The organism is Bacillus sp. AR4-2 (assembly GCF_008274865.1).
GTDB classification, from domain to species: domain Bacteria; phylum Bacillota; class Bacilli; order Bacillales; family Bacillaceae_G; genus Bacillus_A; species Bacillus_A cereus.
In genome coordinates this window covers 4,572,680-4,597,750 of the sequence record NZ_CP031062.1, presented here as the reverse complement: position 1 = coordinate 4,597,750, position 25,071 = coordinate 4,572,680, and the positions used below count along the sequence as shown (strand labels likewise).

The following is a 25,071-nucleotide window of genomic DNA, read 5'->3' as shown; positions in this document are numbered from 1 at the left end:
GCCCTGAAAACATAATATAAATGGAATCCCCTCATTTAGAGCAAGGTGAACTTGTTATGAATGATACTAAAGGAGGAATAGGGTAATGAGCGAAAAGTGTGAACACAGACATGATGATTGTAACCGCAGACATGGTTGCGGAGGCGGTTTTGCGCTTCTAATCGTATTGTTTATTTTATTAATTATCATCGGTGCTAGCTGCTTCGGCGGAGGCGGCGGTTGTGGCTATGGTGGTTATGGCGGTTATGCTGGCGGCTACGGCGGATATTGCTGCTAATTATTAAAAACTATTGAAAATGGCCTTGTGCAATACGCACAAGGCCATTTTATTCATATTTTTATATGCTGTGATAATTTATTAATGTACAGAGAACGGATTAAGAAGAAGAAAATGATCTCGATAATCCCGAAAAAGGTGAGTACGATACATGTCTCTTTTAATAAGGAGAAAGAAAACATGCTTTGTAAAAACTTAACCGCAAATAATGTGTGAACACCAGCAACGATATAAGGAACGAAAAATAAAATTCCTAATTGAATCGTTGCAGAGCGAAACATTTCTGATTCAGTTAAGCCAAGCTTTGTAATCGTAATATACTTTTGTCTTTCAGTTGTTAAGTCATTATACATACGGAAATATAAAACACTAGCTGCTCCGATAAAGAAAATAAAGCCGAGAAATGCCCAAATAAAGAATTGAGCGACTGCATTTCCTTTACTATGAACGAGTTCATCCGTAGCTGTATAAATATAAAATGGTTTAATGAAATCTTCTTCATTTTTATGTGCTTCATACAAGGTTTCTGCATCATGATTTAAGCTTTTTAATATATTTTTTGTTGGGACAATTGCATTTTCCCAATTTTCCACGAAGTAGTTATAGACTGTAATTGTTTCAATATGAGGAATCATATTTTCAATTACTTCATCTTGCATCACAATTAAGTGAGGTAATGCAAAGGGAGGCTCAATTCCTCTATTAATAAAACCTTTAATTTGAAATTCCTTTTTATTAGAGCCAAGTGTAATCGTGTTCTGCTTCGCAAATGGGTTAGACACGAGATTTAATAACACTGGTGAATAGCGAGAAATATTATAAACTTGTGAAGAATCGAGAGTGATTTCTGGTCTGTTTAATTGCTGTGCTATTGCGTTATAATCACTCATTTTCATAATGGCAATTGATTCTTTTGAAGCTGTATCTTTTAAAACGGTAAACTTATATTTGTCATATTGAAAATTGGCATTTGTAAGTTCAGTTTCAATCGTAGTAATATGCTTTTGTTCAAATGCATTAACACCTTCTGATGTATAGGTGAATGGTATTGGATATCGTTCTAGTATAGGGGCTTTCGTATTATTGTTTGCAGCAAATAACCCGATAATAATTGTAAATGCAAGTGCAGATAGCATAGAAACAATAAATAGCACATTAATATTACTGCGTGTACGAGAAACTAAATCTGAAATCCATAACATATTTATTTGTTTTAAATAAAACTTTCTTCGTTTCTTTAAAATATAGATAAAGAGAAGAAATGTTTGTGAAAAAAATAAATACGTCCCAATCACTACAAGCGGTAAAATAGATAGCATAATTAAGAATACAGATCCATTTTGTGCATTTTTTTCCGTTATATAGCCTTGCGGATAACCGGCAATATAATAACATAGTCCTAAACAAGTTAAAGCAAATAGTGAAATGAGTATAGATGGTTTCTTTTCGCTCTTTTCTTTGTTAACGCCCTTAATAAGCTTCGTTGTTTTTCGAGTACGAATAAACATTGGTGTAAACGTAGAAACGATTAAAAATAAAATGATAAACGTTACGGTTGTAACGATAATCGCTTCTGTTGGCCAATATAAATAGAGACCTTTCGCACTTGTTAATTTCGAAGTGACTAATAAGAAAAAGTTAGAAAATACAAGTCCACCTTGAATGCCGATAAAGATAGATAATATCCCGATTATCATATTTTCAGTAAATAACAGTCTCTTTAATTGTCTCTGTGAGATACCGAGAATGGTGAGTATCCCGAATTGCTGCTTCCGTACATTTAAAAATGTTCCAATTGAATATAAGAGAAAGAAGAACGAGAACATAACAATCACAAGCTGCGCTGTACTAGCTAAATTCATTAGAGGATCCCGATCTTGAAAGCTTTGTACACTCTGTAAGCGCGGGTGATACGCGTATACAGTAAATGAAAAGAAAACCATGATAGAAAACGCACTACTTACAAAGTAGGCGAAATATGCTTTCGAATTACGTGAGACATTTTTAAATGCGAATTGCCAAAATGTCATCCACGTCTTCCTCCTAATAATGCTAAAACATCTAATATTTCTTGATAAAATTTCTCGCGATACAATCCGCGGTGTAGTTCATTGTAAAGCTCTCCATCTTTAATGAAAATAACACGGTTACAATAACTTGCTGCAAACGGATCGTGCGTAACCATTAAAATCGTTGCATCTTCTTCTTTATTTAATTTCGTAAATAGCTCCATTACGTCAATTGCCGCTTTTGAATCTAAGTTTCCTGTCGGTTCATCGGCAAGTAGAAGTGAAGGATGATGAATAACAGCACGTGCTACTGCGGTACGCTGTGCTTGTCCTCCGGAAACTTCAAAAATACGCTTGTCCAAAATATGATCAATTCCAAGCTTTTTTGAAATGTTATCAAGCTTTTCATCCATTTCTTTTAATGGAACATTATCTAATGTTAAAGGTAGTACGATATTTTCACCGATTGTTAGTGTATCTAGTAGGTTAAAGTTTTGGAAAACAAATCCTAACTCTTGGCGGCGGAAAATAGCTAACTTCTCTCTACGAAATGTGTGCGGTTTTTTTCCGTTAATCACGACATCACCAGAAGTCGGAGAATCGATTGTAGAGATAACGTTTAAAAATGTAGATTTCCCGCTACCAGATGGTCCCATAATGGCAACGAATTCACCTTTATCCACGTGTAAATTTATATTTTTTAAAGCAGTATGAGGGACTTTTCCCTCATATACTTTTGAGACGTTTTTTATGTGTAATACTTCTTCCATAGTAATCACCTTTCTACTTTTTAAAACTTAATGTGTTGTGATAATTTTTGCATATAAAAGGAACGAATTAAAAGGAAAAATAAAATTTCAACTGTTCCAAAAATCATAAGTACGACTGTAATTTCAGCGAAGAACGAGAGATGTAATATTTCTTGTAGCATCTTTGTCGCAAACATCGTATGGATTGATGCCATAATGTAAGGCACGAAGAAAAGAATCGCAAGCTGAATTGTCGCTGAACGTTTCATTTCAGTCTCAGTTAAGCCAATTTTCGTAATCGTTATATATTTTTCTTGCTCATTTGTTAAATCTGTATACATTCGGAAGTAAAGAACACTACCAGCACCGATAAAGAAAATAACACCTAAGAAAGTACCAATTAAGAAGAATGAGGCAACATTTAGTTTTTTCTTATATAGAGAATCGCTCGCTTCACTTGCATGGAAAGGTGGGTGCTCTGCTTGAATTGCTGCATTATCGTTATCGATTTTTGTTATAAACGATGAACCGATATTATGTGCTTTTTCCCAATCCGTAACTTTGAAGTTATATACACTCATTTGTTTGGAAACGGTGGATAAGGCTTCTACATTTTCATCAGATAGTATGAGTAATTTGTATATTAAGCTGTTTGGGAATGGGCTATAACTTTTATATTCTTTCACTTGTAGTTGTAAATTGTTTTGAGTAAGTGTAAGAGTATTTTTCTGTTCTTTATTATGAAGTGTTCCAATAACTTGATCATCTAAGTCTTTCATAAGAATATAAGATTCATTCTTATTTACTGTGAGCGTTTCCCAATTTAAAGCCTTAGCAAGTACATTATAGTCACTTTGTTTAATGGCATAATAGAGCTGCGTGTTATCTTCAGCCGAAGATACTTCATATATATCCGTTTTAAATTTTGTGTAAGTAAAGTGTTCTTCATTAAATTTCTGCTCTAACCAGTTTAAATGTTCATCAGCTAACGTATTTTCAGTATGCGATAAATACGTAAACGGGAAAGGGTTTTGTCTAATCGCATCAAACTTTGTAAACTTCCCGAATCCATATAAGAATGTAATCATTGTAAAAGCGAGCGTCGATAGCATCGCTACAATAAAGAGCATGTTGATGTTTGTCCGAATACGTGATGCTAAATCGGAAATCCAAAGCATATTAATTCGTTTCATATAAAACTTTCTTCGCGTTTTTAAAATACGAATAAGTAAAAAACTAATTTGTGAAAAGAAAAAGTATGTTCCAGCTGCAATAAGCGATGGGATGACAAATATACTAGAGACGGCGTATAAAAGCCCAATGATGTCACCTAGCGACATAAAATACAGCGGATTTGCGGCTAACGCATATCCACATATTAAACACATCGCACCAAATAGAGAGATGAGAACGGATGCTTTTCTTTCTTTTTGTTGCTTTCCTTCTTTTAAAAGACGTACGGCTTTTCTCGTACGAATGAGCATAGGTGTAAAAGATGATACGAGAATGAAGAGCCCAAGAAAGATGATGATAGTTAAAACGATAGCACTTGTAGGCCCATATAAATATAAACCAGGTACGTGTGTAATTTTGGCGGTAACTAACAAAAAGAACTGTGAAAAGACAACTCCAAGTTGAATGCCAAAAAATATAGAAAGAACACCAATTAACATATTTTCTATAAATATGAGTCGTTTTAATTGTTTTTGAGATATGCCAAGTACTGTTAAAATCCCGAACTGTTTTTTTCGTACTTTTAAAAACGTCCCGATTGAATACAGTAAAAAGAAAAATGAAAAGAACACAATGACAACCTCTGAAATTGTCATTAATATGTTCAGATAATAATTAACGTCTGTCATATGCAATTTCGGATGAAATAAATAAACTGCAAATGAGAAAAAGATTGCAATGGAGAACGCACTGCTTACAAAATAGGCGAAATAAGCTCTGGCGTTCCGCGTCACGTTTTTAAATGCAAACTGCCAAAATGTCATTTGCCTAGCCTCCTAGTAGGATGAAGAGGAAAAGGATATAAGAAATACCCTTTCCCCCTACTAAATACATTCATAAAATTTAACCATTTGTATACTCTGATAACTTTTGCATGTAAAAGGAACGAATGAATAAGAAAAAGACGATTTCAACTACGCCAAAAATAATAAGAACAGCTGAAATTTCTTTGAATAGTGATAAGGCAATTACGTCTTGAAGCATTTTTGTTGCGAACATTGTATGAATGGACGCCATAACGTACGGAACGAAAAATAAAATGCTAAGTTGAATGGTTGCAGATCTTTTCATCTCTGCACCTGTTACCCCAATTTTTGAAATTGCTACATACTTTTCTTGTTCGTTCGTTAAATCTGTATACATTCGGAAGTAAAGAACGCTCCCTGCTCCAATAAAGAAAATGACACCTAAGAATGTCCCGATTAGGAAGTACGCGGCACTACCAGATGTGATTCTGTATAATGAACCTGCTGATTCATAGGAGCGAATAAGAGGGCCTTCGTATTGGAATTTCTGTCGATCTCTTTGTATTTTTTTCATAAAATCATCAGCAATTTCATAAGTCTTTTCCCAATTTTGTACGTTATAATTGTACGCTGTTACGTGTTTTGTTGTATTTGGTAAGTTGTTTACAACAGCGTCAGGTAAAATTAAAGTTTGGTATGAAAAGTTAGATGGAATGGCCCCTACTTGTTCATAGCCCTTTACTTGTAATTGCGTATTTGTACTAGAAAGTGTAATAGACTTTCTATTGTAGCTTGGCTCAAACTCGCTGAATAAGGTTACATAAGCGCTACCTGTTAAGACATATGCTTCATTATCTTTCATGAATAGTTGTTTCATTTGCAGGGAAGCTGCGAGTTTATTATAGTCACTTTGTTTTATTGCGTATATGTCATTATAAGCTGTTATGCCTTCATCTTCTTTCAGTGGTGTTTCATATAAATCAGCTTTTATTTTTTTATAAGAGAAATTCTCTTTTCGTAATTGTTGTTCAAGCCAATTTAAATGATCATTCACAAAAGGATTTGCGTCATAAGAAAAATAAGAGAATGGAAAAGGTGAACTTCGCGTAACCTCTAGCTTTGTAAACTTTCCGACTCCATATAGAAACGTAATCATTGTGAAAGCAATTGTAGATAGCATCGCTACAATAAACAGCATATTAATATTCGTTCGGATGCGGCTTGCTAAATCCGAAATCCACAGCATATTAATCCGTTTCATATAAAACTTTCTTCTTTTCTTTAAAATATAAATAAGTAAGAAACTAATTTGAGAAAAGAAAAAATATGTTCCGATTGTAACGAGCGTTGGAATGACGAAAATACTTGAAACCATATATATAACGCCTACTTGCGAGTTTATTGAGAAGAAATATTTAGGGTTTCCAGCTAAAATATAACCACCTAATAAACAGATAGCACCAAATAGAGAGATAAATATGGATGGTTTTCTTTCCTTTTGTTTCCTACCATTAGTTTTTAAAAGGTTTACTGTCTTTTTCGTACGAATTAGCATGGGTGTAAATGAAGATACAACGATAAAGAGACCAAGAAACACAATCATTGTTAAAATGAAAGCATTCGTAGGGATATATAAATATATCCCTGGTAGATGTGTAATTTTCGCTGTTACTAATAAGAAAAACTGCGAGAAGACAAGTCCAAACTGCATGCCGAAAAAGATAGATAAAATACCAATTAACATATTTTCAGTGAAAATGAGCCGATGTAATTGCTTTTTTGATATACCTAAAACGGTTAACACACCAAATTGCTTTTTCCGAACTTTTAAAAACGATCCGATTGAATAAAGTAGAAAGAAGAACGAGAACAAGACAATGATAACTTCTGAAAATATCATTAATCCTGAAATTTCAGAGGTCATGTCAAAGTTTTGTAATTTCGGATGGAATAAGTAAACAGCAAACGAAAAGAACACAGCAATGGAAAAGGAGCTACTTACAAAGTAAGCAAAATAAGCTCTTGAGTTGCGCGTGACGTTTTTAAATGCAAATTGCCAAAATGTCATAGATTATACCTCCGGCTAGAAGATATAGAAGTAGTTGTATTGCAAAAAATGTATGAGAGTGAGTTCTCATACATTTTGCTTGCATATGTTACGATCATGCTTCGGTCACCTTCTCTGTATGTTCTGCTTGATTATTTGCAGCGTTGTGGAAGATGACTTTAATCGTCGTTCCTTTACCAACTTCAGAATCTAGTTTGACAGAGTGACCTAAATAATCACAAATTTTACTTACAATATAAAGTCCCATACCAGTAGATTCTCCGAATGCGCGACCGTTTTTTCCAGTGTAAAATGGTTCAAATACTCTTCGAATATCTTCTTGCGGAATACCAACACCTTCATCGCGAACTTCTAAAATAATATCTTTTCCGTTTCGGTAAGCAGATAAGAATACTTTCTTTCCACGTTCCCCAGAGTAACGAACAGCATTTGTCATTAACTGATAGATGATAAATTTTAGCCATTTCGCATCAGAAGCAACTTTTAAATCAGAATGGACTTCTAAAACAGGGAAGACACCATTACGAATGAATAGTTCTTTTAATCCGTTAATATTTTTTGTTACCGTATCTTTTAATGAAATCGTCTCGACATGGAAATCTTCATGGAAGTTATTTAACCTAGCCATGTATAAAGCCATATCAAGCCCTTGGTTTAGACGCTCTAATTCTTTTTTAAACTTTGGAATTAAATGCTCGTCTTCCATTTCTAGCACCATAAGCTGCATAACAGAAACAGGTGTCTTCATTTGATGTACCCAATGGTTAATGAATAATTGATGTTCTTGTTGTTTTACTTCATACGATTGTAGTTCTTTTTGGAATAGACGGTACTGCGTACGTACGAGTTCATTGACACCGTGAGGCATCGGAGCAGTTGCTCTTTCAATAAACGCATCTTCCATTTTTTCTGGTTGCTCACTTAATCTATGGTACATTCTACGATTGCGAACGTAACGATAAGCGAGGAAACAAATAAATAAGTATAGGCTTAAAACGACGAAGTAAAATTTATTATTTTGAAATCCGTCTACTGCATCATAAAGAACGAAAATGATACCGAAGTTTAATACGTACAGTAGAAAAAATGCAAAATGATCACGTAAAAATAGCTTCATGCTTATTCACTCCAAGTTGCGTTAAAGCGATATCCAAGTCCACGTACTGTTTCAATAGAGTTCTCAATGCCAAGCTCATTAAACTTTTTACGAAGACGTGTAATGTTTACGTTTAATGTATTTTCCTCAACGAAACTTTCGTCATCCCAAAGCGCAGCTAATAAATCTTCACGGCTCGCTGTACGAGGGAATTTAGATAATAACATTTCTGCTAAAATTGCCTCTTTCTTCGTTAAAAGAACTTGTTCAGATCCAAAATGAATTTCTGGACGTTCAGGGAATAGTTTTAAACCTTCTACTTCAACGATACGTTCAGAAATATTTGGTGCATAATCACCGTAAATACGGCGTAATTGTCCTTTAATTTTTGCCATTACAACGTCGTAGTGGAATGGTTTTGTAATGTAATCATCCGCACCGCTTTCAATTGCCATAATTTGTTCCATCTCACCAGCACGCGCTGAAATGAAAATAATTGGACAAGTAGATTCATGACGAATTTGACGGCACCAGTAGAAACCATCGAATTTCGGTAAGTTTACATCAAGTAAAACAAGATGTGGTTTCACTGCGTTAAACGATTCCATAATATCATCGAAATTCTCCGCTACCACAGCCTCATAACCGTACTTCTGAATGTGAGATTGCAGTAATGATGAAATATTTGGATCGTCTTCAACGATTAAAATTTTATACATATGTATATTCCTCCTCAAAAAAACAATTGTAGCTATAGTGTATCATGTGTTTCAAGTCTTTTCATTATGTTGAAAGATAAGCTAGTAAACAGTATAGGTTAAAAGTGAGAAAAGTAAAAAGGGCGCTGGATGAAATTGACAAACAACGGTAATTGGTTTAATATTTAGATAAATATCTAAATGTCTAATTATCGAAAGGAAGAAAGACATTGAATCAAGCATTCAAAGCATTAGCAGATCCAACAAGGCGAAAAATTTTAGACTTATTAAAAGAAGGCGATCTAACCGCTGGTGAGATTGCTGAACATTTCAATATGACAAAACCAAGTATTTCACACCACTTAAATGCACTTAAAAATGCTGAACTTATTCAAGATGAAAAGAAAGGGCAATTCGTTATGTACTCTTTAAACACAACGGTCTTTCAAGATTTATTGACTTGGGTGTTTACATTTACGAATAAGGGGGAAGAGGAGAAATGAGAAAACATCTTTTTGCAATCTTATTAATTGTTATAACTTGTTTAGCTTGGGCGTTTGCTTGGCCACATTTGCCGGATACAATTGCAACGCATTGGAGCGGCGGTAAAGTAGATGGATATTCTTCTAAATTGTATGGAATGGTTTCTATGATTGGAATTATGATTGTTTTATATATTTTTCTAAACGTGTTACCAAAGATTGACCCAAAGAAAGCAAATTACGAGAAGTTCTCTAAAGCTTTTATGATGATGAATAACGGGATACTACTGCTACTATTTGTAGGGAATATAGATATTATTACAAGTGGATTAGGATACAACTTATTCATTAATCGTGTGCCGGAATTATTAGTTGGTATTTTATTTATAGTCATCGGAAACTATTTACCACAATGTAAACCAAACTACTTTGTAGGTATAAAAACACCGTGGACATTAAGTAACGAAGAAGTGTGGAGAAAAACGCACCGTTTTAGCGGAAAGGTGTTTGTTGCATTGGGGATCATTATGATTTTAAGTGTTTTTGCACCAGTGGCGTGGAAATCTTTCGTAATGGTTGGAATTATTATTGGTGCAGTAGGATTAACGATGGGATATTCATATATTGCTTATAAAAAAGAAATAGGGGCCTAATAAAAAATTATGGGGGAGAGAGGATGAAAAGACACGTATTACCATGGAGTTTAATTATTGGCATTGCAATTGGATGGTATATTGTATGGCCATATTTACCAGAACAAATTCCACGCCATTATAATGCAGCAGGAGTAGTAGATGGATATTTTTCTAAAATAGAAGCAAGTTCTGTTTCAATAGGTAGCATGATGTTGCTGTATTTGATATGGCTAGCTCTTGGGTATATTGATGTAACGAAAGATAAGTATAAACAGCATGCTAAAGTCCTTTCCGCAATCCATTATGCAATTCTTTTAATAGGATTCGGTTGTAACTTATTTGCACTATTAGCCGCGTCTAATTATATTGCATCGGGCTCAATTGCATTTAATTTTGGGCTTGGAACATTGTTTCTTGTACTAGGTAATTACATGCAACAAACGAAGCCGAACGGGTTAGTAGGCATTCGAATGGACTGGACATTAGAAAATCCTGTAGTTTGGAGGAAAACACACCGATTTGCTTCGAGGGTATTTGTAATAGGTTCACTTTGTATATATGCCGGGGCTTTGCTTCCAGATCCATTTAATATTTTTATAGGGATTGGAATGATATTAATATGCATTATCGTATCAACAATAAAGTCATATAGTATTTATAAAGAAGAGTTGAAAATGTAAATAAAGCTGCTTTTCCTTTTAGGGAAGAGCAGCTTTGTTTTTTTTATCACTTCTTCAAAACCGGTATCCAAATTTCACTTTTAAAGTTTGGAGAAGATATATCTTTCTGTTCATTCCACAATATTTCCGGTCCTTCCGCTAGTTCATAGTTCGAAGAAGGGAACCATTCAGAATAAATACGTCCCCACACATTTTGTAATGCATCAGGAAATAGACCGACAGCTTCAAATATGGCCCATGTTGAAGCTGCGACTTCAAGTTGTATGAATTGCTCTGGGCAATCTTTCGTTGTGGCTACTCCAATGTAGTGATCGAGTTCGCCTTTTTCCTCCATTCTTCCTTCAGAAAAGTTAGTAGAAGCACTAATGATTCCATTCGGTTCCATGTTTGAAAGTGACTTTAACATTTCAATGGACTCTGGATTTAAACTTTTCCACATAGAAGCAATTTCTTCATTTACACCGTTAAAAACGATTGGTACTCGTTTTGTAATACCTATAATTCGAAAGGGCTCTTTTTCTTCAATTCGATAGTTCATTTCATTTCCTCCTTGAATGGACAATTGGAAGGTCATTGGTGAATAAGCCTTCAAAGAATGGCTACTATTTCGGGCTTCTGAAGGTGTTATACCGTGCAAGTTTTGAAATGCACGAGCGAATGAATCTGGTGAGTTGTATCCATATTTTATAGCGATATCAATGACTTTTACATTGCTGTTTTTTAGTTCAAAGGCAGCGAGAGTAAGACGTCTACAGCGAATATATTCTGATAGTGATATACCTGCTAAAAACGAAAACATTCTTTTAAAGTGATACTCAGAACAAAGAGCTAGCCTCGCAACTTCTTTAAAATCAATTTCATTCGTAAGGTTATCTTCAATATAGCGCATTGCAGCATTCATATTTTTAAGTGAATCCATATTATGACCTCCTCTGTACATAGAATAGCAGGAACGAAATAGCTCCATCCGACATTTCGTGCACAACTTTGTAGGTGCATTTTTTACCTTACAAAATTGTAATGTTCCTGTAAGGAGAATGAATGGATGGTATGATATCCCAATGTTATAGTAACAAAGTACTTTAATTCATTACGTTAACTTTTTGATTTCTTTACTTATGTGCCTTACATAACTGTCATGTTTGTGTAAGAAACATCGATAGTGGCAAGAGTAGAGAGTGTATATAGTTGAAAATAGAGAATAGATGAAATGAGGGATGTCGAGATGAAAACAGTGCTAGAAGCAAAAAATATTGAAAAAGTATATGACACGGGTGGTAATAAATTTGCAGCGTTAAAAGGTATTAACTTACAAGTAAAAGAAGGTGAGTTCGTTGGAATTATGGGACCTTCAGGTTCTGGTAAGACGACTCTACTAAACGTTCTTTCTACAATTGATAATGCGACGAACGGTGAAATTTTAATTGATGGAAAAGATATCGTAAAAATGAATGACGATAAGTTAGCGTTATTCCGCCGCGATCATTTAGGTTTCATTTTCCAAGATTATAACTTATTAGATACGTTAACGGTGAAAGAGAATATCGCTTTACCACTTGCGTTATCAAAGGTGAAAGCGAGTGAGATTGATCGCCGCGTTCTTGAAATCTCAAAGAAATTCGGTATTGATCATATTTTAAGTCAGTTCCCATATCAAGTATCTGGTGGACAGAAGCAGCGCTGCGCAGCATCACGTGCGATTGTTACAAATCCAAGTATGATTTTCGGAGACGAGCCAACTGGAGCACTTGATTCTAAATCAGCAACAGATTTACTTGAAAGTATGAAGTCGTTAAATGAATATGATAACTCAACAATTTTAATGGTAACGCATGATGCATTTGCAGCAAGTTATTGTAAACGAGTTATTTTCATTAAAGATGGTGAACTATATAAAGAATTGCACCGCGGTGAATCGACGCGTAAACAGTTCTTCCAAAAAATTGTTGATGTAATGTCTTCTATTTCTGGGGGTATGGCTGATGACCTTATCTAGCATTGCCCTCCGCAACATACAGCGGAACTTTAAAGACTACTTTGTATATTTTGCATCTATGATTTTTAGTATCGTTATTTATTTTACATTTAAAGCACTGCAATACAATTCACAAATGGAAAAAGCTGCAGAAGCTTCAAAAAAAATTAGCGGAGCGTTCCAAGTTTCAAGTGTCATGCTTATCATTTTCGTAGCAGTGTTTATTATATATTCGAACGGTTTCTTTACACGTAAACGTAAAAAAGAAGTTGGCTTATATTCGTTATTAGGTATCCGTAAAAGACAAATTGGTAAAATGCTCTTTTATGAAAATATGTTAATGGGATTAATGTCTTTAATTATCGGTATTGCGATTGGTAGTGTCCTTTCAAAATTATTCCTTGAACTGCTAGTAAGCATGATGGGATTAAACTTAAATGTTCATTTTGAAGTACCGATGGCTGCCATTATTGATACAGCACTTATTTTCTTTGTGATTATTTTATATACATCACTTCAAGGATATCGTTTAATTTATCGATTTAAGCTAATTGAACTTTTCCGCGCCGAACGTGAAGGAGAAGCAATGCCAAAAGGATCAGTTATTATGGCATTAATTTCAGTTGTCTTAATTGGTTCAGGTTATTTCTTAGCATTAATGTTCATGAAAGCAGTTAAATATGCAGACTTTATGGCAGTTGCACTTTATATTTTATTGGCGACAGTATTAGGTACGTACTTACTATTTATGTTCTTTACAGTATTCGTGTTGAAACGTGCAAGAAATAATAAATCATCGTTTTATAACGGTATGAATATGGTAACGACATCTCAGTTACTATACCGTATTAAAGGAAATGCGAAATCACTTGCGACAATTGCTATTTTAAGTGCGGTAACATTAACAGCGGTTGGTACGTCAGTTACGATGTATTACAACACATTTACGCAATCAAAAGTGGCTGCGCCGTATAGTTATTCTTATGAGAAAAAAGATGAAGCATTAGATAAAAAAGTAAATGAAATACTTGCTGGAGAGAAAAATAATCATCCAGTCACATATGAAGCAGAAGTTGAAATGATTCCTGTGAAAGGAACATTCAAAGGTGAAAGAGCTGATCAAGTTCTGAATACACACTATAACGTTACAAATCAGTACCAGCTTATTGCTCAATCAAGCTTTAATACACTTGTGAAACATTTAGATATAGAACCTGTAAATTTAAGTGCGAATGAAGCTTTTGTATATGATAGCTTATATATTGAGAAACTTGAGTTCGGTCCTCTTTATACAGGAAATACAGCTGTATTTCCTATTGGAAATGAGTCGAAAGAATTAAAAATTAAAGGTGTAAATAATAGAAGCCTTACAAATTTAAATGAACTATTTGTAATCGTTCCGGATAAAACATATGAGCAAGTGAAACAAGTAAACGAAACGCGCACTGTAAAAAATATTGATGTAAAAGGTGAGCGAAATAGTAAAGAGTTAACAGTAAAATTAGCAAGCATTATGCCAGCTGGTGAATCAGAAATTTTAAAGCCATTTAACGATTTCTATACAGGATTCCAGATGCAACTTGAAGCGTCAGGCTTAATGATGTTTATTGGGTTATTCTTAGGATTAGTCTTCCTATTAGCGACAGGCTCAATCATTTACTTCAAGCAACTTACAGAAGCAAGTGCTGATCGTGAGCGTTATGTTGTACTTCACAAAATAGGGGTCACAAAACAAGAAATGAAAAAAGCTATTGCAAAACAAGTAAGCTTTATCTTTGCAATCCCGTTAGTAATCGGAATCCTGCACAGCTTGTTTGCATTAAAAGGTTTAGGGAACATACTACCATTTGAAATTATGATTCCGCTTCTAATTAGTATCGGAGTATACGGCGCTATTTATATTGGATATTACTTCTTAACTGTTCGTTCTTATTATAAGATCGTGAGTGCGAAGTAATAAGGGGCAGCTATCGCTACAGGCGATAGCTGTTTTTTTATTCTTCATAAAATCTTAAGAAACTTCCTCAATTTTTATTAAGAAACGATAGTTATACTTAGACACAAGTTAAAAACTACCGAACGAATGAGGAGAGGTTTATATGCAACTCATAACATTCTTACATGAATTTATGAAACATCCGAAACATACTGGTGCAATTGCGCCAAGTTCAAAAATATTAGCAAAGAAAATGGTCGATGTAATTGATTTTAATAAAGCGAAATGTATTGTAGAGTTAGGGCCTGGTACAGGGGTCTTTACGAAAGAGATTATGAAGAGAAAAAAGAAGGAAACAATATTTCTTCTTATTGAAATTAATGAAGTGTTTTGCAAAGAGCTAAAGAGAAAATTTAAAGATGAGCAGAACGTCATTGTTGTGCACGGTTCAGCTGAAAATATAAAGAAGTATATGGAAGAGTTCCATATAGAATGCGTGGATTACGTTTTATCGGGATTACCTTTTACTTCTTTACCAGAAGAAGTTTCAAAACGTATTTTAAACAATGTAATGGAAGCGATACATGAGAATGGTGAATTTATTACATTTCAATATTCACTTGTGAAAAAAGGATTTATACAGCACTTCTTTCCTGAAATTACGCTAGAGAAAGTGTGGCTCAATTTCCCACCAGCGTACGTCTTTAGCTGTAAAAAAGAGCTAAGGAGAGCGTATGCATAATGGAATTACATGAATTATTATCCTATATTGAGCAGTACGGTTATTGGGCATTATTTTTCTGTTTATGGTTAGGTATTATCGGTATGCCAATTCCAGATGAAATGATTGTTATGAGCGGAGGATTTGTATCTTCATTAGGTATATTAAATGTTATTCCTGCGTTTTTATTAACGTATTTAGGCGTTGTGTCCGGACTTTCTTTAGGCTATATATTAGGGAAAATATTTGGTACAAAAGTACTTGATAAGCTAATGAAAAAGAAAAAAGCAAAGTATGTTGTGAAATCGCAAGAGATGGTAGAGAAGTATGGTCATTATGCATTAGTTACAAGTTACTTCATACCAGTTGTAAGACATGTTGTACCGTATTTAGTTGGAATGAATAACATGTCATTTAAGACGTATGCTTTGTATTCTTATACGACAGGATTTCTTTGGACACTCGTTTACTTTGTGCTAGGTTCTTTATTTGGACAACATATTGAAAGTATTGTAGCAGTTGCGATAGAGTATGGTGTGTATTTTGGCGGGAGCATTGCATTGATTGTGAGTGTGTTTTATTTTTACAGACAAAAAAGAAATACAGTGATGAGTAAATAAAGGAGGCGGCAGCCTCCTTTTATTATTAATATGGATTTATTTATCGAAGTGCTGATGCAAAGCCCTGTTACATTAAGAAAAAGTTAAGAAACCGTACGAGTTTTTATTAAGAAATGCTCTCTATACTTAGAAAGGTCTTATAGAAAAACATAATGAAAGGCGGAATATAGATGAAAAGATTTATTTTAGGATCATTACTTGTCATCATAGCAGGAGCGGCATATTTGTTAAATGGGAGTGCTACGATTGATAGAGTGAATCCATTTATTGATTTAGAGAACCATTACGCAATTATTGATAATGATGGAAAAGAATTAGGTGGAAATAAAGGCCGTGAGTATACAGTGAAAGCTTATGATGAGAAAGGTGAGGCAAAAGAAGTTACGATTAGTGAGGTTGATGAGTTACCGAAAGGTTCGTATTGGCATGTAATTACAAGAGGGAAGTTTTTACATGACAAAGTGCAAGTAACGATAGAGAAAATTCCTGAAGGTGCGAAGGCAAAGTTAGGATTGTAAATATAAACCCGATTCTTGATGAGAGAATCGGGTTTGTTATTTTATGGTAAAATTTAGAGGGGAGGAGTGAGAGGCATGCTACTTATTGTTAGCCTTATATTGATTGGGATTATGTGCAGTATGAGAATAGTATCCTTACATATGATAGAACGACAAAAGATAGAAGAGCGATATGTATATTGCCCAAAATGTGATGTGAAAATTAGAAAAGGGAATGCTGCGCCTTTTTGTTCGAAATGTAATTTAATATTTTAGAGAAGGTAAAAAGGCAAAAACGAACATATTTCGGTTCGTTTTTGCCTTTTTTAATGAAGAATAAGAACAATTTTTCATTTCTCACTAATAACTTTTACAGTTACCTCCGCAAAAATAGCGTATTTTTTTAATAAAATCATTTTAAATGAAATTATTTTGGAGCTACATACGTTGAAACGTAAAATTGTTACTTATTTGTAGCTATAACACTTTAAAGTGCGTACTTTTTATTGTGTTGTAGATAAGACATAATTACATACGTGAGAGGGAAATGAGTAGTGAGGAGCTAAAAAGCATCTATGTTATTTTTCATAACTATCGTGCTTTGATCGGCCAGTCCTTGTCACATTAATTGATATTCATTAAACATTTTTAAATAGATTTTAGGAGGAGATTTTAAATGAAAGATTTATTAAAAGGTACACTTGGTTTTGGTACGGCACCACTAGGTAATATGTACCGCAATATTCCGGAAGAAGAAGCAATCGCAACAGTGGATGCTGCTTGGGATAATGGTGTTCGTTACTTTGATACAGCTCCACTTTATGGATCTGGTTTAGCAGAGATTCGTCTTGGTGAAGCACTATCGAAAAGAAATCGTGATGAGTACTTCTTAAGTACAAAAGTAGGTCGAATTATTTCAGATGAATTGGAAGATCCATCTACACGTGATTTAGGTGAAAAAGGCGGATTGTTCGAATTTGGTCGTAAAAATAAAATTATCAACGACTACAGTGCGGACGCAACTCTTCGTTCTATTGAAGATAGTTTAAAACGTTTAAAAACAGATCGTCTAGATTTTGTTTATATTCATGACGTAGCACAAGATTTTTATGGAGATGAGTGGATTTCACAATTTGAAATTGCTCGAACAGGAGCATTCCGTGCACTTACTCAATTGCGTGATGAAGGTGTAATTAAAGGCTGGGGCCTTGGAGTAAATAAAGTAGAATCAATTGAACTTATGCTGGACTTAGAAGAAGCAAAACCAAATGTTTCTTTACTAGCTGGTCGCTATTCATTATTAGACCATGAGCGTGCGTTACAACGCGTAATGCCTGCGGCTGTAAAAAACAATATGGACATTGTTGTTGGGGGACCATATAGCTCAGGTGTTCTTGCTGGAGGAGCTCACTTCGAATACCAAAAAGCGTCACCAGAAATCATTGCAAAAGTTAATAAAATGAAAAACCTTGCAGATCGTCATGGAATCAGTATTAAAGCTGCTGCTTTACAATTTGCATTGGCTAATCCAGCAGTTGCTGCTGTTATTCCAGGTGCAAGTAAACCGGAACGAATTGCAGAAGACCAAGCTGCATTAAAAACAGTGATTCCGGCAGCGTTCTGGGAAGAAATGCGTGAACAAAAACTAGTTGCAGCTAATGCACCACTACCAATCAACGTTAAATAAAAAGGAGAGTAATTAACATGGCAAAGACTATTACATCTATTCAAATTCCAGCTTCACCTGAACAAGTATGGAAATTAATCGGAGGTTTTGATGCACTTCCAGATTGGTTACCGTATATTCCTAGCAGTAAAGTAACTGAAGGCGGACGTGTACGCCATTTAGCTAATCCTGATGGCGATGCGATTGTAGAGCGTTTAGAAGCATTTAATGAGAAAGAACGTTACTACACATATTCAATTATGCAAGCACCATTCCCTGTAACTAATTATTTATCTACAATCCGTGTTAAAGAAGGGAAAGATGCTAACACATCATTAGTTGAATGGTCTGGTAGCTTCACTCCTGTAGAGGTTACTGATGAAGAGGCAATTAATCTATTCTATGGAATTTATAAAGATGGTTTAGAGGCGTTACAACAAGCGTATTTAGCTTAATCAATTTATTAAACATTTGAAAGCCTGCAGTGTAACAGCTGCAGGCTTTTTTATGAGTATAGAATTTCTTTTTAAGAAAATATATCTATACTCAATGCTGTTACTTAAAGAGAACATCACGAATTATAATAGAATGAAGAAACTGTGGATGTAAAGAGGACAGAAGCACATATAGATCGAGAGCGTTACATCGTCCTTCGAAAACTCGGTGTCACGAAAAAAGAAATGAAAAAGGCAATCGCAAAACAAATGAGATTTATCTTCTTTATTCCTTTAGTAGTTGGTATAATACACACTTTATTTGCACTAAAAGGATTAGCGACAGTTATTCCGTATGAAATTGCAGTTCCGTTACTAATTAGCATCGGTGTGTATAGTGTTATTTATATTGGTTATTATTACTTAACGGTTCGTTCTTATTTTAGGATTGTTAGTAAATGAAAATAGGGTATACAGTTTTTGAAAAAGCGAAAGAGAACATAGTGAAAATTATGTTCTCTTTCGCTTTTTTTAGTTAAAATGAGGTGTGCATGAAAATGGTATTTAAATGGAGTGTTACATTTGGAAATTCTTATCATAGCAGGATGTTTATTAATTGGCATCACTTTGATCAGTCTCAGTATTTATCGATTTGTAAAAGAATTAAAAGAAAAAAATTCAAAGAAAGAGAAATGGAAAGTAGTAGCTGGAAATTTGATAGAGTTATTTAGTGATCCATTGCATGGAGTGCCGTTCTATTTTTTAACTGGGGGTCTCTTTTTTGTAATCGGACTGTTATTTCTTTCTATGGGAATGGGTTGGCTTGAAATTGATTAAGGCGTATTAACAAAGATATTTCATAGTTGTCTTGCGAAGAGGAGAGAGCAAATGCCGGTTATAAGAGATATACAATTGAGTTTTCTAAAAGTAAAAGAGCATACCAGAAACATAGAGGCATTACAGTTAACATCTACAAGCAACTACGATGAAGACATCTCTTTTGGTAAAGAGACGAGCAGTATTACTTCTTTATATTGTCGACATATGCCAAAGTTAAGAATGGGGTATGAGAAAGGGATTTTGATTCATTGTGTGGATGATATTTCATTACTCGATGAGTGGGAGAAGAAATATCGAATTTTTCCTGAATATATGAATGCTTTTGTGGAATATGGGAGTGTGAGGGATTTTCCATACTTATCAGATAGAGAGAAAAAAGAATTAGCCCTTCAAATCGTTCATGCGGAAATGAAGCGTTTAGCTGTGAAATATGATTGGGATATAGAAGAGTTAGAAAAAGTGAAGAATAAAATACTAGAATTGGATTATAGAAACGAGTTCGTATATATAAAAAAGAGTAGTCCGAATAAAAAATATGTATGTAGTATAACATGTCAGCATGAAGTGGCTTATGCTGACGTGTACTTAGAAATAAGAGAGTATAGAACGAGGCGGTTAATCAAAAAGGAAAAGCTTATTAGAGAAGAAGATATGTATAAGATATTTCATCATGTTAGTGAAGTGGCTTGGAAGTTAAACCATAAAGTGCTACTGATGAATGATAAAGGAAAAACTGTATGGATGTTAACCTTTTTAGAGAAAGATATCCCAGCAAATTTAGTTTGGAAGATTGAAAGAATAGATTGGAAATAGATGAGAATTGGAGTGCATATGATGGAGACACAAATCGTTATTGGAGTACCTGGTTTATGGAAAGATAGAACAGAATTAATACAAGAAGTTGTGAGTAAAAGTAACTATATATTAGCAGGAAATGTGATACACCATAAGGAGAAAGAGATTGGCTTTGAAATAGATATATATGAACAAGACTCTTCTTTAAGAGAGGCTTTCTTCTATGCAAGTGGTGGGCGTTTTGATGAAGAATTGCTTCGGGAGTTGGAGAAGCATACTTATACAGTTTATATTATTGCGAAAGTTGACGATACAGAGAGATTACAAGAAGTAATTGATGTAGGAATGGAACTTTTAAATGCAGGTGGACTTGCTTTAAAAGTTGAAACAGCAGGTGTGGCTTATTCGAAAGAAGAATGGCAAGAGCTTGCAGAGGATAAGGAAATCTTCCCGATGTATTCGCACCTTGTAACTTTAGTTGGAGATGAAGAGGACGGTTATTATTCATGTGGAATGCAAGCATTTAATCTACCAGACGTTGTTTTAGACGGAGGGATAGATCCGGAAGTAGCTGTAGATTTATTGAATGATTTTAACCTACATAATATATTGGAAAAACCTAATTTGAAAGATGGAGATACAATTAGTTTCACAGAAGATGCTCCAGTGTATCTCTTATCTCATTATATAGATAATCGTTATGAACAAGAGGATCCATTTTATAATCCGTGTGGGGTATGGAAGTTAGAGAGTGCTTCGGCAAAGAAATCTATCTTTCAAAAATTGGGGAGTGTGCTAAAAGGATGGAAAAATACATAAAAGAACAGAGGAGTATATGTGATAAATATAAAGCGGAGTATGTAGAATCTCCGAATGACTTGAAATTAGGAATAGCGCAAAATGTGAAAGATGGTATTGTTCCGATTAATGGGTTACGAATGCCTATAGAAAACGGAACGACAGGTTGGTACATTTGGGCTGGTGAAGAAATGGGGACAGAAGAAGATTTCTTTCTTCCTTTACATATTCAACATATTGATGAATGGGCACCTGAAATAAAGAAGTATTTAGGGTTACCACCTGGTTGGAGATTTTTAATTGCTGGAGATTACGAGGACGTGTGGTATGATCCAAATTTGTTTGATGAAGATTTAGAAGAGGATACAGATGAATGGGAAGAAAATATGCTACAAGAGTATGGATGGTACATGCATAGCATATTAGCAGAAGATATTGATGGCATCCATGCTAATTATCATACGCATGGTCTAAGAGATAACTTTAATCATCAAGATTTACAAATAGCATTAAATATGGATCCTGAAGTCGCGCATAGTGTTTTTTGTACCATAATAGAAGAAATAAAGAGCGGAAAAAAGTTTGAACAAGGGATTGAGTATACGAATATTATTGAAGGATATCCCATTATTATGAAGTCTTTCGTAGAGATGGATCGAGAAGTTTTGAGGGTTTTATTACCTGATGAAAGAGGGATTCTTCCTACTAGGTCAGAGTGTGATGAGTGTTATAAGACTCAATTGGATAGTATTGAGGAAATTTGATAAAAAAAGAGCTTGAAACTATTCAAGCTCTTTTTTTATCACTATTTATGTCCTAAAATATGCTCAATCTCATGCAAACTTAATTTACTTGCCTTAGCAATCGTTTCAAGTGGTATACCAAGATCATACATATTTTTAATCATTTGAATTTTCCCCTGTTGAATGCCTTTTTCAATGCCTTTTTCAAGCCCTTTTTTAATTCCTTGTTCCATTCCTCTTTTAATTCCTTCTGTCTCTGCATGGGCGAATTTTGCTGCTTCATCCATTAAAACTTTCTCCCTTGCGTCATAGGCTTGCCGGAAAGAAGAATCCTGACTCATACGTTCCCATTTATTTATTGCTTTTTGTAAAATAGGGTCTTGGTTCATAGCAATATCCTCCAATAGTTTAGTTAAGTGCTCATCCTCATTTGCTGAAAGCAATAAAAGCCAACGAACAAATGGATCTTTCCACGGATTTACTTTTTCTTCATGCCATTGTTCAGTTAACTTTGGAATTTCTATAATGTGGATTTCTATGTCTTCACTCAGGATTTTTTGTTGTTGTGTATTCCATAATATGCTCGTTGTATGGAAGGCTGGGTGTTCCGAAAACATTACGAAGTTTAGTAAGTTTATGGTGATGGTTTTGTGAAGTGCACTGTAGGGCATCCCTTTTTGTAGTTGAGATGTGTATAGTCTTCCCCAATAATATAAACTGCGTTTAACCATATCGTGATTATTATTGAGTTGTATTTCTACATTAACTTTTGTTCCTGTGTCTAATGTCGCTGAAATGTCTAAAATAGATAACTTATCCTCTTCATATTCCCTGTGTAAATGTGGATCTTCTAGTTGTAGAGAAGCAATGGGCGACTCTAAAGACTCTTGTAACATAGCATTTAAAAATGCAATTAGAATATCTTCGCTACCATTCGTACCAAACAATTGTTTAAATGCAAAATCAATGCGTAAATTAACTAACTGTTGGTTGAACAAAGTTTGTCCTCTCCCTTATATGAAGGTGCTTCTTTCTTTCATTGTACATAAAAAGAACTAGAGTATGCAAACAAGCCATTCTTCTATTTTTTAGTAGTGTTATTAGAATGTCACAGTTAAGTATGGTTATGTTATACTCTAGTGAAATTAAAAAAATATTTTTGTTTATATCGGGGTGAAGATGATACATATGCAAAAAGATATTTTAAAACTATTAGATAAAAAGCAAAGTAACTATGAATTTTCTGCCTTTGATAATGAATATATTGATATTTCACAAGTGAAATTCTCTCTTTTCTTTAAAGATACTAAGGATTGGCTAATGGTGTTTCAAATTGTTGGTGTAGGTTCATTAGGTGTATGTAATGATATTCAAGTATATGGCGATAGAATTACTCATTCAATGGGTGATGATTGCATTTTACAATTAAATAATGGCGATTATGAGTTGTTTGATGATGAAGGTGAATTTATACCGAATATTTATAACGGCAGTTTAAAAATTCGCGAGCATCATTTTGAATATGAATTTACAGAAGAAGATTATATAAATAATGGAATAGAAGTACAAACGACAGAGCATTATCCAACATACTTCATGCGTATGCTTGCTACTAATGAGGAAGTTCAAAAATTATTGTGGTGGGATAAAGGAGAAATTTTAGAAGAGTTCGGTTTAGAAGGTGACTGGGAAGTAGCGTATGAAACGGAAGAATGGAAACATGTTGAAGACGAAAAAGTAAGTGAAAATGAATTCTTCCAATCAGTAGCCGCTGCAATAGAGAAGAAAGATCCAAGTGTTATTGTGAATGAAAATGCTAATACGCATTGGAGAAATTGGATAGAGTTTGATTGTGACTGAAAAGGATAGGAGAAAGAATAACAAATGAAAAGAAGAAGAAAATCCGGAGAAAAAGTACAAATGCATCGTTTTGCACTACCTCTATGCTACGGAAGTGAAGCACCATATTATTATTACGAGGTAGCGCCCCATGAAAGAGAGGAACGCTTCCATTTAACATCAGATCTTTGTGTAATGGATGATGAACATTATTTTATTAGAGGATGTTTAGAGCTTCCTATCATTGACTACCACGAAAATTTCATATGGACTGTGTGGGTATCACTTAGTAAAGAAAGTTATGATGAAGTATTAGAAAAGTGGGATGAGAGAGGCCGAGAAAATAGTGATCCTTATTTTGGTTGGTTATCTGTAGAAATACCAGTTTATCCAGAAACATTAAATTTAAAAACAAATGTACATATAAGAGAAGTTGGAACGGCACCGTATGTTGAATTAGAGCCAACCGAGCATCCTTTAGCGATCGAACAAAGAAATGGAATTACTTTAGAGAGAGTTAAAGAAATACAAGAAATGATTCAACGACATAACTAGATTAGAAGAGAAAAAAACGAGTGCTAGCACTCGTTTTTTTCTTTACACAACCGCAGGATTATAAATCATCGTAAAGTGTCCTGGTAATAATTCAATGTGACAAGGTGTATGAAGCGAACTTTCTCCATCTGTATCTACTTCTTTTTCTTCTTTCGTTTCAATATGAATGGATTTCGCTTTTACGTGGAAGATGTCATTTTCATTTGAATCCTCGAATAGTTTCTTTCCGATGTAATCTTTAAATGCTTGAATACCTGTTGATTTGACTACGAAAATATCAAGTGTTCCGTCATCACATTTTACGTTTGGAATAAAGGATGGAATACCACCAAGATATTCACCATTTCCAACCATGACAAGGACAGCTTCGTCTTCATATACTTGTCCGTCATAAGTAATTTTTACTGGGAATGTTTCAGCATTTTTTACAGTTCGAATTGTGCTTAAATAGTAACCGATTTTACCAAGCTTTGCTTTTTCATCTGCATCGATATTGTTTGATACTTCAGATACGAGACCAATCCCCCAGAAGTTTAAGAAATGTTGTCCATTTGCTTTTGCAACGTCAACTGGTTTTATATGTTCTTTTGTAATAAGCTTTGCCGCTTCTGCAATGTTTTGCGGAACGCCAAGTGTGCGAGAGAAGTCGTTGCAAGTTCCGCCTGGAATGATTGCAAGTGTAGGTCTAGTTTCAAGAGGTGCTAAGCCATTTGTGCATTCAAATACAGTGCCGTCACCACCAAAGACGATAATTAAATCTACTTTACTAGCAAACTCTTGGCAATATTTTGTTGCATCACCTTGCTTTTTCGTATGAAGGATATGTAAGTCAGGAAAAGCTGCGGCAAGAGGTGGTACGATTTTCGTTAAATTTGTATGTAAGTCACCTTGTCCAGCTTTCGGATTTACGATGAGGAGTACTTTTTCAAATTTTGTCTTTGTCATATTTCATCTCTCCCTGTAGTTTGTAAATGGAAAG

Annotated in this window: 27 protein-coding genes and 1 pseudogene; 19 read left to right on the top strand and 9 right to left on the bottom strand. The window is 34.5% G+C overall.

What is annotated here, in order from left to right; translation table 11 throughout:
* Positions 1-85: 85 nt before the first annotated feature.
* A complete protein-coding gene (locus tag DN399_RS23820; protein ID WP_001290392.1) occupies positions 86-277 on the top strand; it encodes a YjcZ family sporulation protein in 192 nt (63 codons plus the stop codon).
* 53 nt (positions 278-330) lie between these two features.
* Here the strand turns inward: DN399_RS23820 and DN399_RS23815 are convergent, their stop codons facing one another.
* The 6 genes from DN399_RS23815 to DN399_RS23790 form a co-directional block, all read right to left on the bottom strand.
* Complete coding sequence (locus DN399_RS23815; RefSeq protein ID WP_149149978.1) at positions 331-2,307, bottom strand: FtsX-like permease family protein; 1,977 nt, start codon at positions 2,305-2,307, stop codon at positions 331-333.
* Positions 2,304-3,056, bottom strand: coding sequence for an ABC transporter ATP-binding protein (locus DN399_RS23810; protein WP_000393250.1), 753 nt, complete (start codon positions 3,054-3,056; stop codon positions 2,304-2,306). The genes DN399_RS23815 and DN399_RS23810 overlap by 4 nt, the downstream gene beginning before the upstream one ends.
* A 20-nt stretch (positions 3,057-3,076) precedes the next feature.
* A complete protein-coding gene (locus DN399_RS23805) occupies positions 3,077-5,032 on the bottom strand; it encodes an ABC transporter permease (RefSeq protein WP_149149977.1) in 1,956 nt (651 codons plus the stop codon).
* Positions 5,033-5,111: 79 nt separating this feature from the next.
* Positions 5,112-7,082: an FtsX-like permease family protein gene (locus DN399_RS23800; protein ID WP_000145047.1), complete on the bottom strand. Its 1,971-nt coding sequence runs from the start codon at positions 7,080-7,082 to the stop codon at positions 5,112-5,114.
* Between the two features lie 94 nt (positions 7,083-7,176).
* Positions 7,177-8,199 carry a sensor histidine kinase gene (locus DN399_RS23795; RefSeq protein ID WP_149149976.1) on the bottom strand — a complete coding sequence of 341 codons (1,023 nt, stop codon included), beginning with the start codon at positions 8,197-8,199 and terminating at the stop codon, positions 7,177-7,179.
* Positions 8,200-8,201: 2 nt separating this feature from the next.
* On the bottom strand, positions 8,202-8,897 hold the full coding sequence (locus DN399_RS23790; protein WP_000276738.1) for a response regulator transcription factor: 696 nt from the start codon (positions 8,895-8,897) through the stop codon (positions 8,202-8,204).
* Positions 8,898-9,106: 209 nt separating this feature from the next.
* On the opposite strand from DN399_RS23790, the gene DN399_RS23785 reads away from it, so the two are divergent.
* From DN399_RS23785 to DN399_RS23775, 3 genes are read left to right on the top strand one after another with little or no spacing between them, the layout of a single operon-like run.
* Positions 9,107-9,379 carry an autorepressor SdpR family transcription factor gene (locus DN399_RS23785; protein ID WP_006929205.1) on the top strand — a complete coding sequence of 91 codons (273 nt, stop codon included), beginning with the start codon at positions 9,107-9,109 and terminating at the stop codon, positions 9,377-9,379.
* Positions 9,376-10,011 (top strand): SdpI family protein, encoded by a 636-nt coding sequence (locus DN399_RS23780; protein ID WP_006929204.1) that lies wholly within the window; start codon positions 9,376-9,378, stop codon positions 10,009-10,011. Before DN399_RS23785 ends, DN399_RS23780 begins: the two co-directional genes overlap by 4 nt.
* 23 nt (positions 10,012-10,034) lie before the next feature.
* A complete protein-coding gene (locus DN399_RS23775; protein WP_113303922.1) occupies positions 10,035-10,673 on the top strand; it encodes an SdpI family protein in 639 nt (212 codons plus the stop codon).
* Positions 10,674-10,719: 46 nt separating this feature from the next.
* Here the strand turns inward: DN399_RS23775 and DN399_RS23770 are convergent, their stop codons facing one another.
* A complete protein-coding gene (locus tag DN399_RS23770; RefSeq protein WP_000377718.1) occupies positions 10,720-11,592 on the bottom strand; it encodes an AraC family transcriptional regulator in 873 nt (290 codons plus the stop codon).
* 306 nt (positions 11,593-11,898) lie between these two features.
* Between DN399_RS23770 and DN399_RS23765 the strand changes: the two genes are divergently transcribed.
* The 13 genes and pseudogenes from DN399_RS23765 (at position 11,899) to DN399_RS23705 (ending at position 21,719) form a co-directional block, all read left to right on the top strand.
* The gene (locus DN399_RS23765) at positions 11,899-12,669 is read left to right on the top strand and encodes an ABC transporter ATP-binding protein (RefSeq protein WP_000859655.1); all 771 of its coding nucleotides are present in this window, start codon (positions 11,899-11,901) and stop codon (positions 12,667-12,669) included.
* A complete protein-coding gene (locus DN399_RS23760; RefSeq protein WP_149149975.1) occupies positions 12,656-14,605 on the top strand; it encodes an ABC transporter permease in 1,950 nt (649 codons plus the stop codon). Before DN399_RS23765 ends, DN399_RS23760 begins: the two co-directional genes overlap by 14 nt.
* Before the next feature lie 142 nt (positions 14,606-14,747).
* Positions 14,748-15,326: a class I SAM-dependent methyltransferase gene (locus DN399_RS23755; protein WP_001176087.1), complete on the top strand. Its 579-nt coding sequence runs from the start codon at positions 14,748-14,750 to the stop codon at positions 15,324-15,326.
* Entirely contained in the window at positions 15,326-15,925 is a 600-nt protein-coding gene (locus DN399_RS23750; protein WP_149149974.1) for a DedA family protein, read from the top strand. The genes DN399_RS23755 and DN399_RS23750 overlap by 1 nt, the downstream gene beginning before the upstream one ends.
* 170 nt (positions 15,926-16,095) lie before the next feature.
* On the top strand, positions 16,096-16,443 hold the full coding sequence (locus tag DN399_RS23745) for a YxeA family protein (RefSeq protein ID WP_000819384.1): 348 nt from the start codon (positions 16,096-16,098) through the stop codon (positions 16,441-16,443).
* A gap of 75 nt (positions 16,444-16,518) precedes the next feature.
* On the top strand, positions 16,519-16,698 hold the full coding sequence (locus tag DN399_RS23740; protein ID WP_016123498.1) for a hypothetical protein: 180 nt from the start codon (positions 16,519-16,521) through the stop codon (positions 16,696-16,698).
* Between the two features lie 400 nt (positions 16,699-17,098).
* A complete protein-coding gene (locus DN399_RS23735) occupies positions 17,099-18,109 on the top strand; it encodes an aldo/keto reductase (RefSeq protein WP_006929197.1) in 1,011 nt (336 codons plus the stop codon).
* Between the two features lie 17 nt (positions 18,110-18,126).
* The gene (locus tag DN399_RS23730) at positions 18,127-18,543 is read left to right on the top strand and encodes an SRPBCC family protein (RefSeq protein ID WP_006929196.1); all 417 of its coding nucleotides are present in this window, start codon (positions 18,127-18,129) and stop codon (positions 18,541-18,543) included.
* Positions 18,544-18,702: 159 nt separating this feature from the next.
* Positions 18,703-18,984: pseudogene (locus tag DN399_RS23725) on the top strand (FtsX-like permease family protein); the annotation flags it as partial.
* Positions 18,985-19,104: 120 nt separating this feature from the next.
* Positions 19,105-19,359, top strand: coding sequence for a hypothetical protein (locus DN399_RS23720; protein WP_088362118.1), 255 nt, complete (start codon positions 19,105-19,107; stop codon positions 19,357-19,359).
* Between the two features lie 51 nt (positions 19,360-19,410).
* Entirely contained in the window at positions 19,411-20,175 is a 765-nt protein-coding gene (locus DN399_RS23715; protein WP_149149973.1) for a hypothetical protein, read from the top strand.
* 21 nt (positions 20,176-20,196) lie between these two features.
* Entirely contained in the window at positions 20,197-20,976 is a 780-nt protein-coding gene (locus DN399_RS23710; RefSeq protein WP_149149972.1) for a DUF4261 domain-containing protein, read from the top strand.
* Positions 20,961-21,719, top strand: a complete 759-nt coding sequence (locus DN399_RS23705; RefSeq protein ID WP_149149971.1) for a DUF4262 domain-containing protein — start codon at positions 20,961-20,963, stop codon at positions 21,717-21,719. Before DN399_RS23710 ends, DN399_RS23705 begins: the two co-directional genes overlap by 16 nt.
* A 41-nt stretch (positions 21,720-21,760) precedes the next feature.
* On the opposite strand, the gene DN399_RS23700 is transcribed toward DN399_RS23705, so the two are convergent.
* Positions 21,761-22,696, bottom strand: coding sequence for an Rpn family recombination-promoting nuclease/putative transposase (locus tag DN399_RS23700; RefSeq protein ID WP_149149970.1), 936 nt, complete (start codon positions 22,694-22,696; stop codon positions 21,761-21,763).
* Positions 22,697-22,886: 190 nt separating this feature from the next.
* On the opposite strand from DN399_RS23700, the gene DN399_RS23695 reads away from it, so the two are divergent.
* Positions 22,887-23,558 carry a DUF7003 family protein gene (locus tag DN399_RS23695; protein WP_149149969.1) on the top strand — a complete coding sequence of 224 codons (672 nt, stop codon included), beginning with the start codon at positions 22,887-22,889 and terminating at the stop codon, positions 23,556-23,558.
* Positions 23,559-23,582: 24 nt separating this feature from the next.
* Entirely contained in the window at positions 23,583-24,092 is a 510-nt protein-coding gene (locus tag DN399_RS23690) for a DUF2199 domain-containing protein (protein ID WP_006928617.1), read from the top strand.
* A 42-nt stretch (positions 24,093-24,134) separates the two neighbouring features.
* Here the strand turns inward: DN399_RS23690 and DN399_RS23685 are convergent, their stop codons facing one another.
* Positions 24,135-25,037 (bottom strand): diacylglycerol/lipid kinase family protein, encoded by a 903-nt coding sequence (locus DN399_RS23685; protein WP_000167897.1) that lies wholly within the window; start codon positions 25,035-25,037, stop codon positions 24,135-24,137.
* Positions 25,038-25,071 lie beyond the last annotated feature (34 nt).

What these genes read in the sequence shown, in the direction of transcription:
- DN399_RS23770 (WP_000377718.1), bottom strand. Translation starts at nt 11,592, where the DNA reads ATGGATTCACTTAAAAATATGAATGCTGCAATGCGCTATATTGAAGAT.
- DN399_RS23795 (WP_149149976.1), bottom strand. Translation starts at nt 8,199, where the DNA reads ATGAAGCTATTTTTACGTGATCATTTTGCATTTTTTCTACTGTACGTA.
- DN399_RS23740 (WP_016123498.1), top strand. Translation starts at nt 16,519, where the DNA reads ATGCTACTTATTGTTAGCCTTATATTGATTGGGATTATGTGCAGTATG.
- DN399_RS23820 (WP_001290392.1), top strand. Translation starts at nt 86, where the DNA reads ATGAGCGAAAAGTGTGAACACAGACATGATGATTGTAACCGCAGACAT.
- DN399_RS23800 (WP_000145047.1), bottom strand. Translation starts at nt 7,082, where the DNA reads ATGACATTTTGGCAATTTGCATTTAAAAACGTCACGCGCAACTCAAGA.
- DN399_RS23685 (WP_000167897.1), bottom strand. Translation starts at nt 25,037, where the DNA reads ATGACAAAGACAAAATTTGAAAAAGTACTCCTCATCGTAAATCCGAAA.
- DN399_RS23775 (WP_113303922.1), top strand. Translation starts at nt 10,035, where the DNA reads ATGAAAAGACACGTATTACCATGGAGTTTAATTATTGGCATTGCAATT.
- DN399_RS23755 (WP_001176087.1), top strand. Translation starts at nt 14,748, where the DNA reads ATGCAACTCATAACATTCTTACATGAATTTATGAAACATCCGAAACAT.
- DN399_RS23690 (WP_006928617.1), top strand. Translation starts at nt 23,583, where the DNA reads ATGAAAAGAAGAAGAAAATCCGGAGAAAAAGTACAAATGCATCGTTTT.
- DN399_RS23810 (WP_000393250.1), bottom strand. Translation starts at nt 3,056, where the DNA reads ATGGAAGAAGTATTACACATAAAAAACGTCTCAAAAGTATATGAGGGA.
- DN399_RS23745 (WP_000819384.1), top strand. Translation starts at nt 16,096, where the DNA reads ATGAAAAGATTTATTTTAGGATCATTACTTGTCATCATAGCAGGAGCG.
- DN399_RS23765 (WP_000859655.1), top strand. Translation starts at nt 11,899, where the DNA reads ATGAAAACAGTGCTAGAAGCAAAAAATATTGAAAAAGTATATGACACG.
- DN399_RS23805 (WP_149149977.1), bottom strand. Translation starts at nt 5,032, where the DNA reads ATGACATTTTGGCAGTTTGCATTTAAAAACGTGACGCGGAACGCCAGA.
- DN399_RS23730 (WP_006929196.1), top strand. Translation starts at nt 18,127, where the DNA reads ATGGCAAAGACTATTACATCTATTCAAATTCCAGCTTCACCTGAACAA.
- DN399_RS23815 (WP_149149978.1), bottom strand. Translation starts at nt 2,307, where the DNA reads ATGACATTTTGGCAATTCGCATTTAAAAATGTCTCACGTAATTCGAAA.
- DN399_RS23790 (WP_000276738.1), bottom strand. Translation starts at nt 8,897, where the DNA reads ATGTATAAAATTTTAATCGTTGAAGACGATCCAAATATTTCATCATTA.
- DN399_RS23705 (WP_149149971.1), top strand. Translation starts at nt 20,961, where the DNA reads ATGGAAAAATACATAAAAGAACAGAGGAGTATATGTGATAAATATAAA.
- DN399_RS23780 (WP_006929204.1), top strand. Translation starts at nt 9,376, where the DNA reads ATGAGAAAACATCTTTTTGCAATCTTATTAATTGTTATAACTTGTTTA.
- DN399_RS23735 (WP_006929197.1), top strand. Translation starts at nt 17,099, where the DNA reads ATGAAAGATTTATTAAAAGGTACACTTGGTTTTGGTACGGCACCACTA.
- DN399_RS23760 (WP_149149975.1), top strand. Translation starts at nt 12,656, where the DNA reads ATGACCTTATCTAGCATTGCCCTCCGCAACATACAGCGGAACTTTAAA.
- DN399_RS23710 (WP_149149972.1), top strand. Translation starts at nt 20,197, where the DNA reads ATGGAGACACAAATCGTTATTGGAGTACCTGGTTTATGGAAAGATAGA.
- DN399_RS23750 (WP_149149974.1), top strand. Translation starts at nt 15,326, where the DNA reads ATGGAATTACATGAATTATTATCCTATATTGAGCAGTACGGTTATTGG.
- DN399_RS23695 (WP_149149969.1), top strand. Translation starts at nt 22,887, where the DNA reads ATGCAAAAAGATATTTTAAAACTATTAGATAAAAAGCAAAGTAACTAT.
- DN399_RS23715 (WP_149149973.1), top strand. Translation starts at nt 19,411, where the DNA reads ATGCCGGTTATAAGAGATATACAATTGAGTTTTCTAAAAGTAAAAGAG.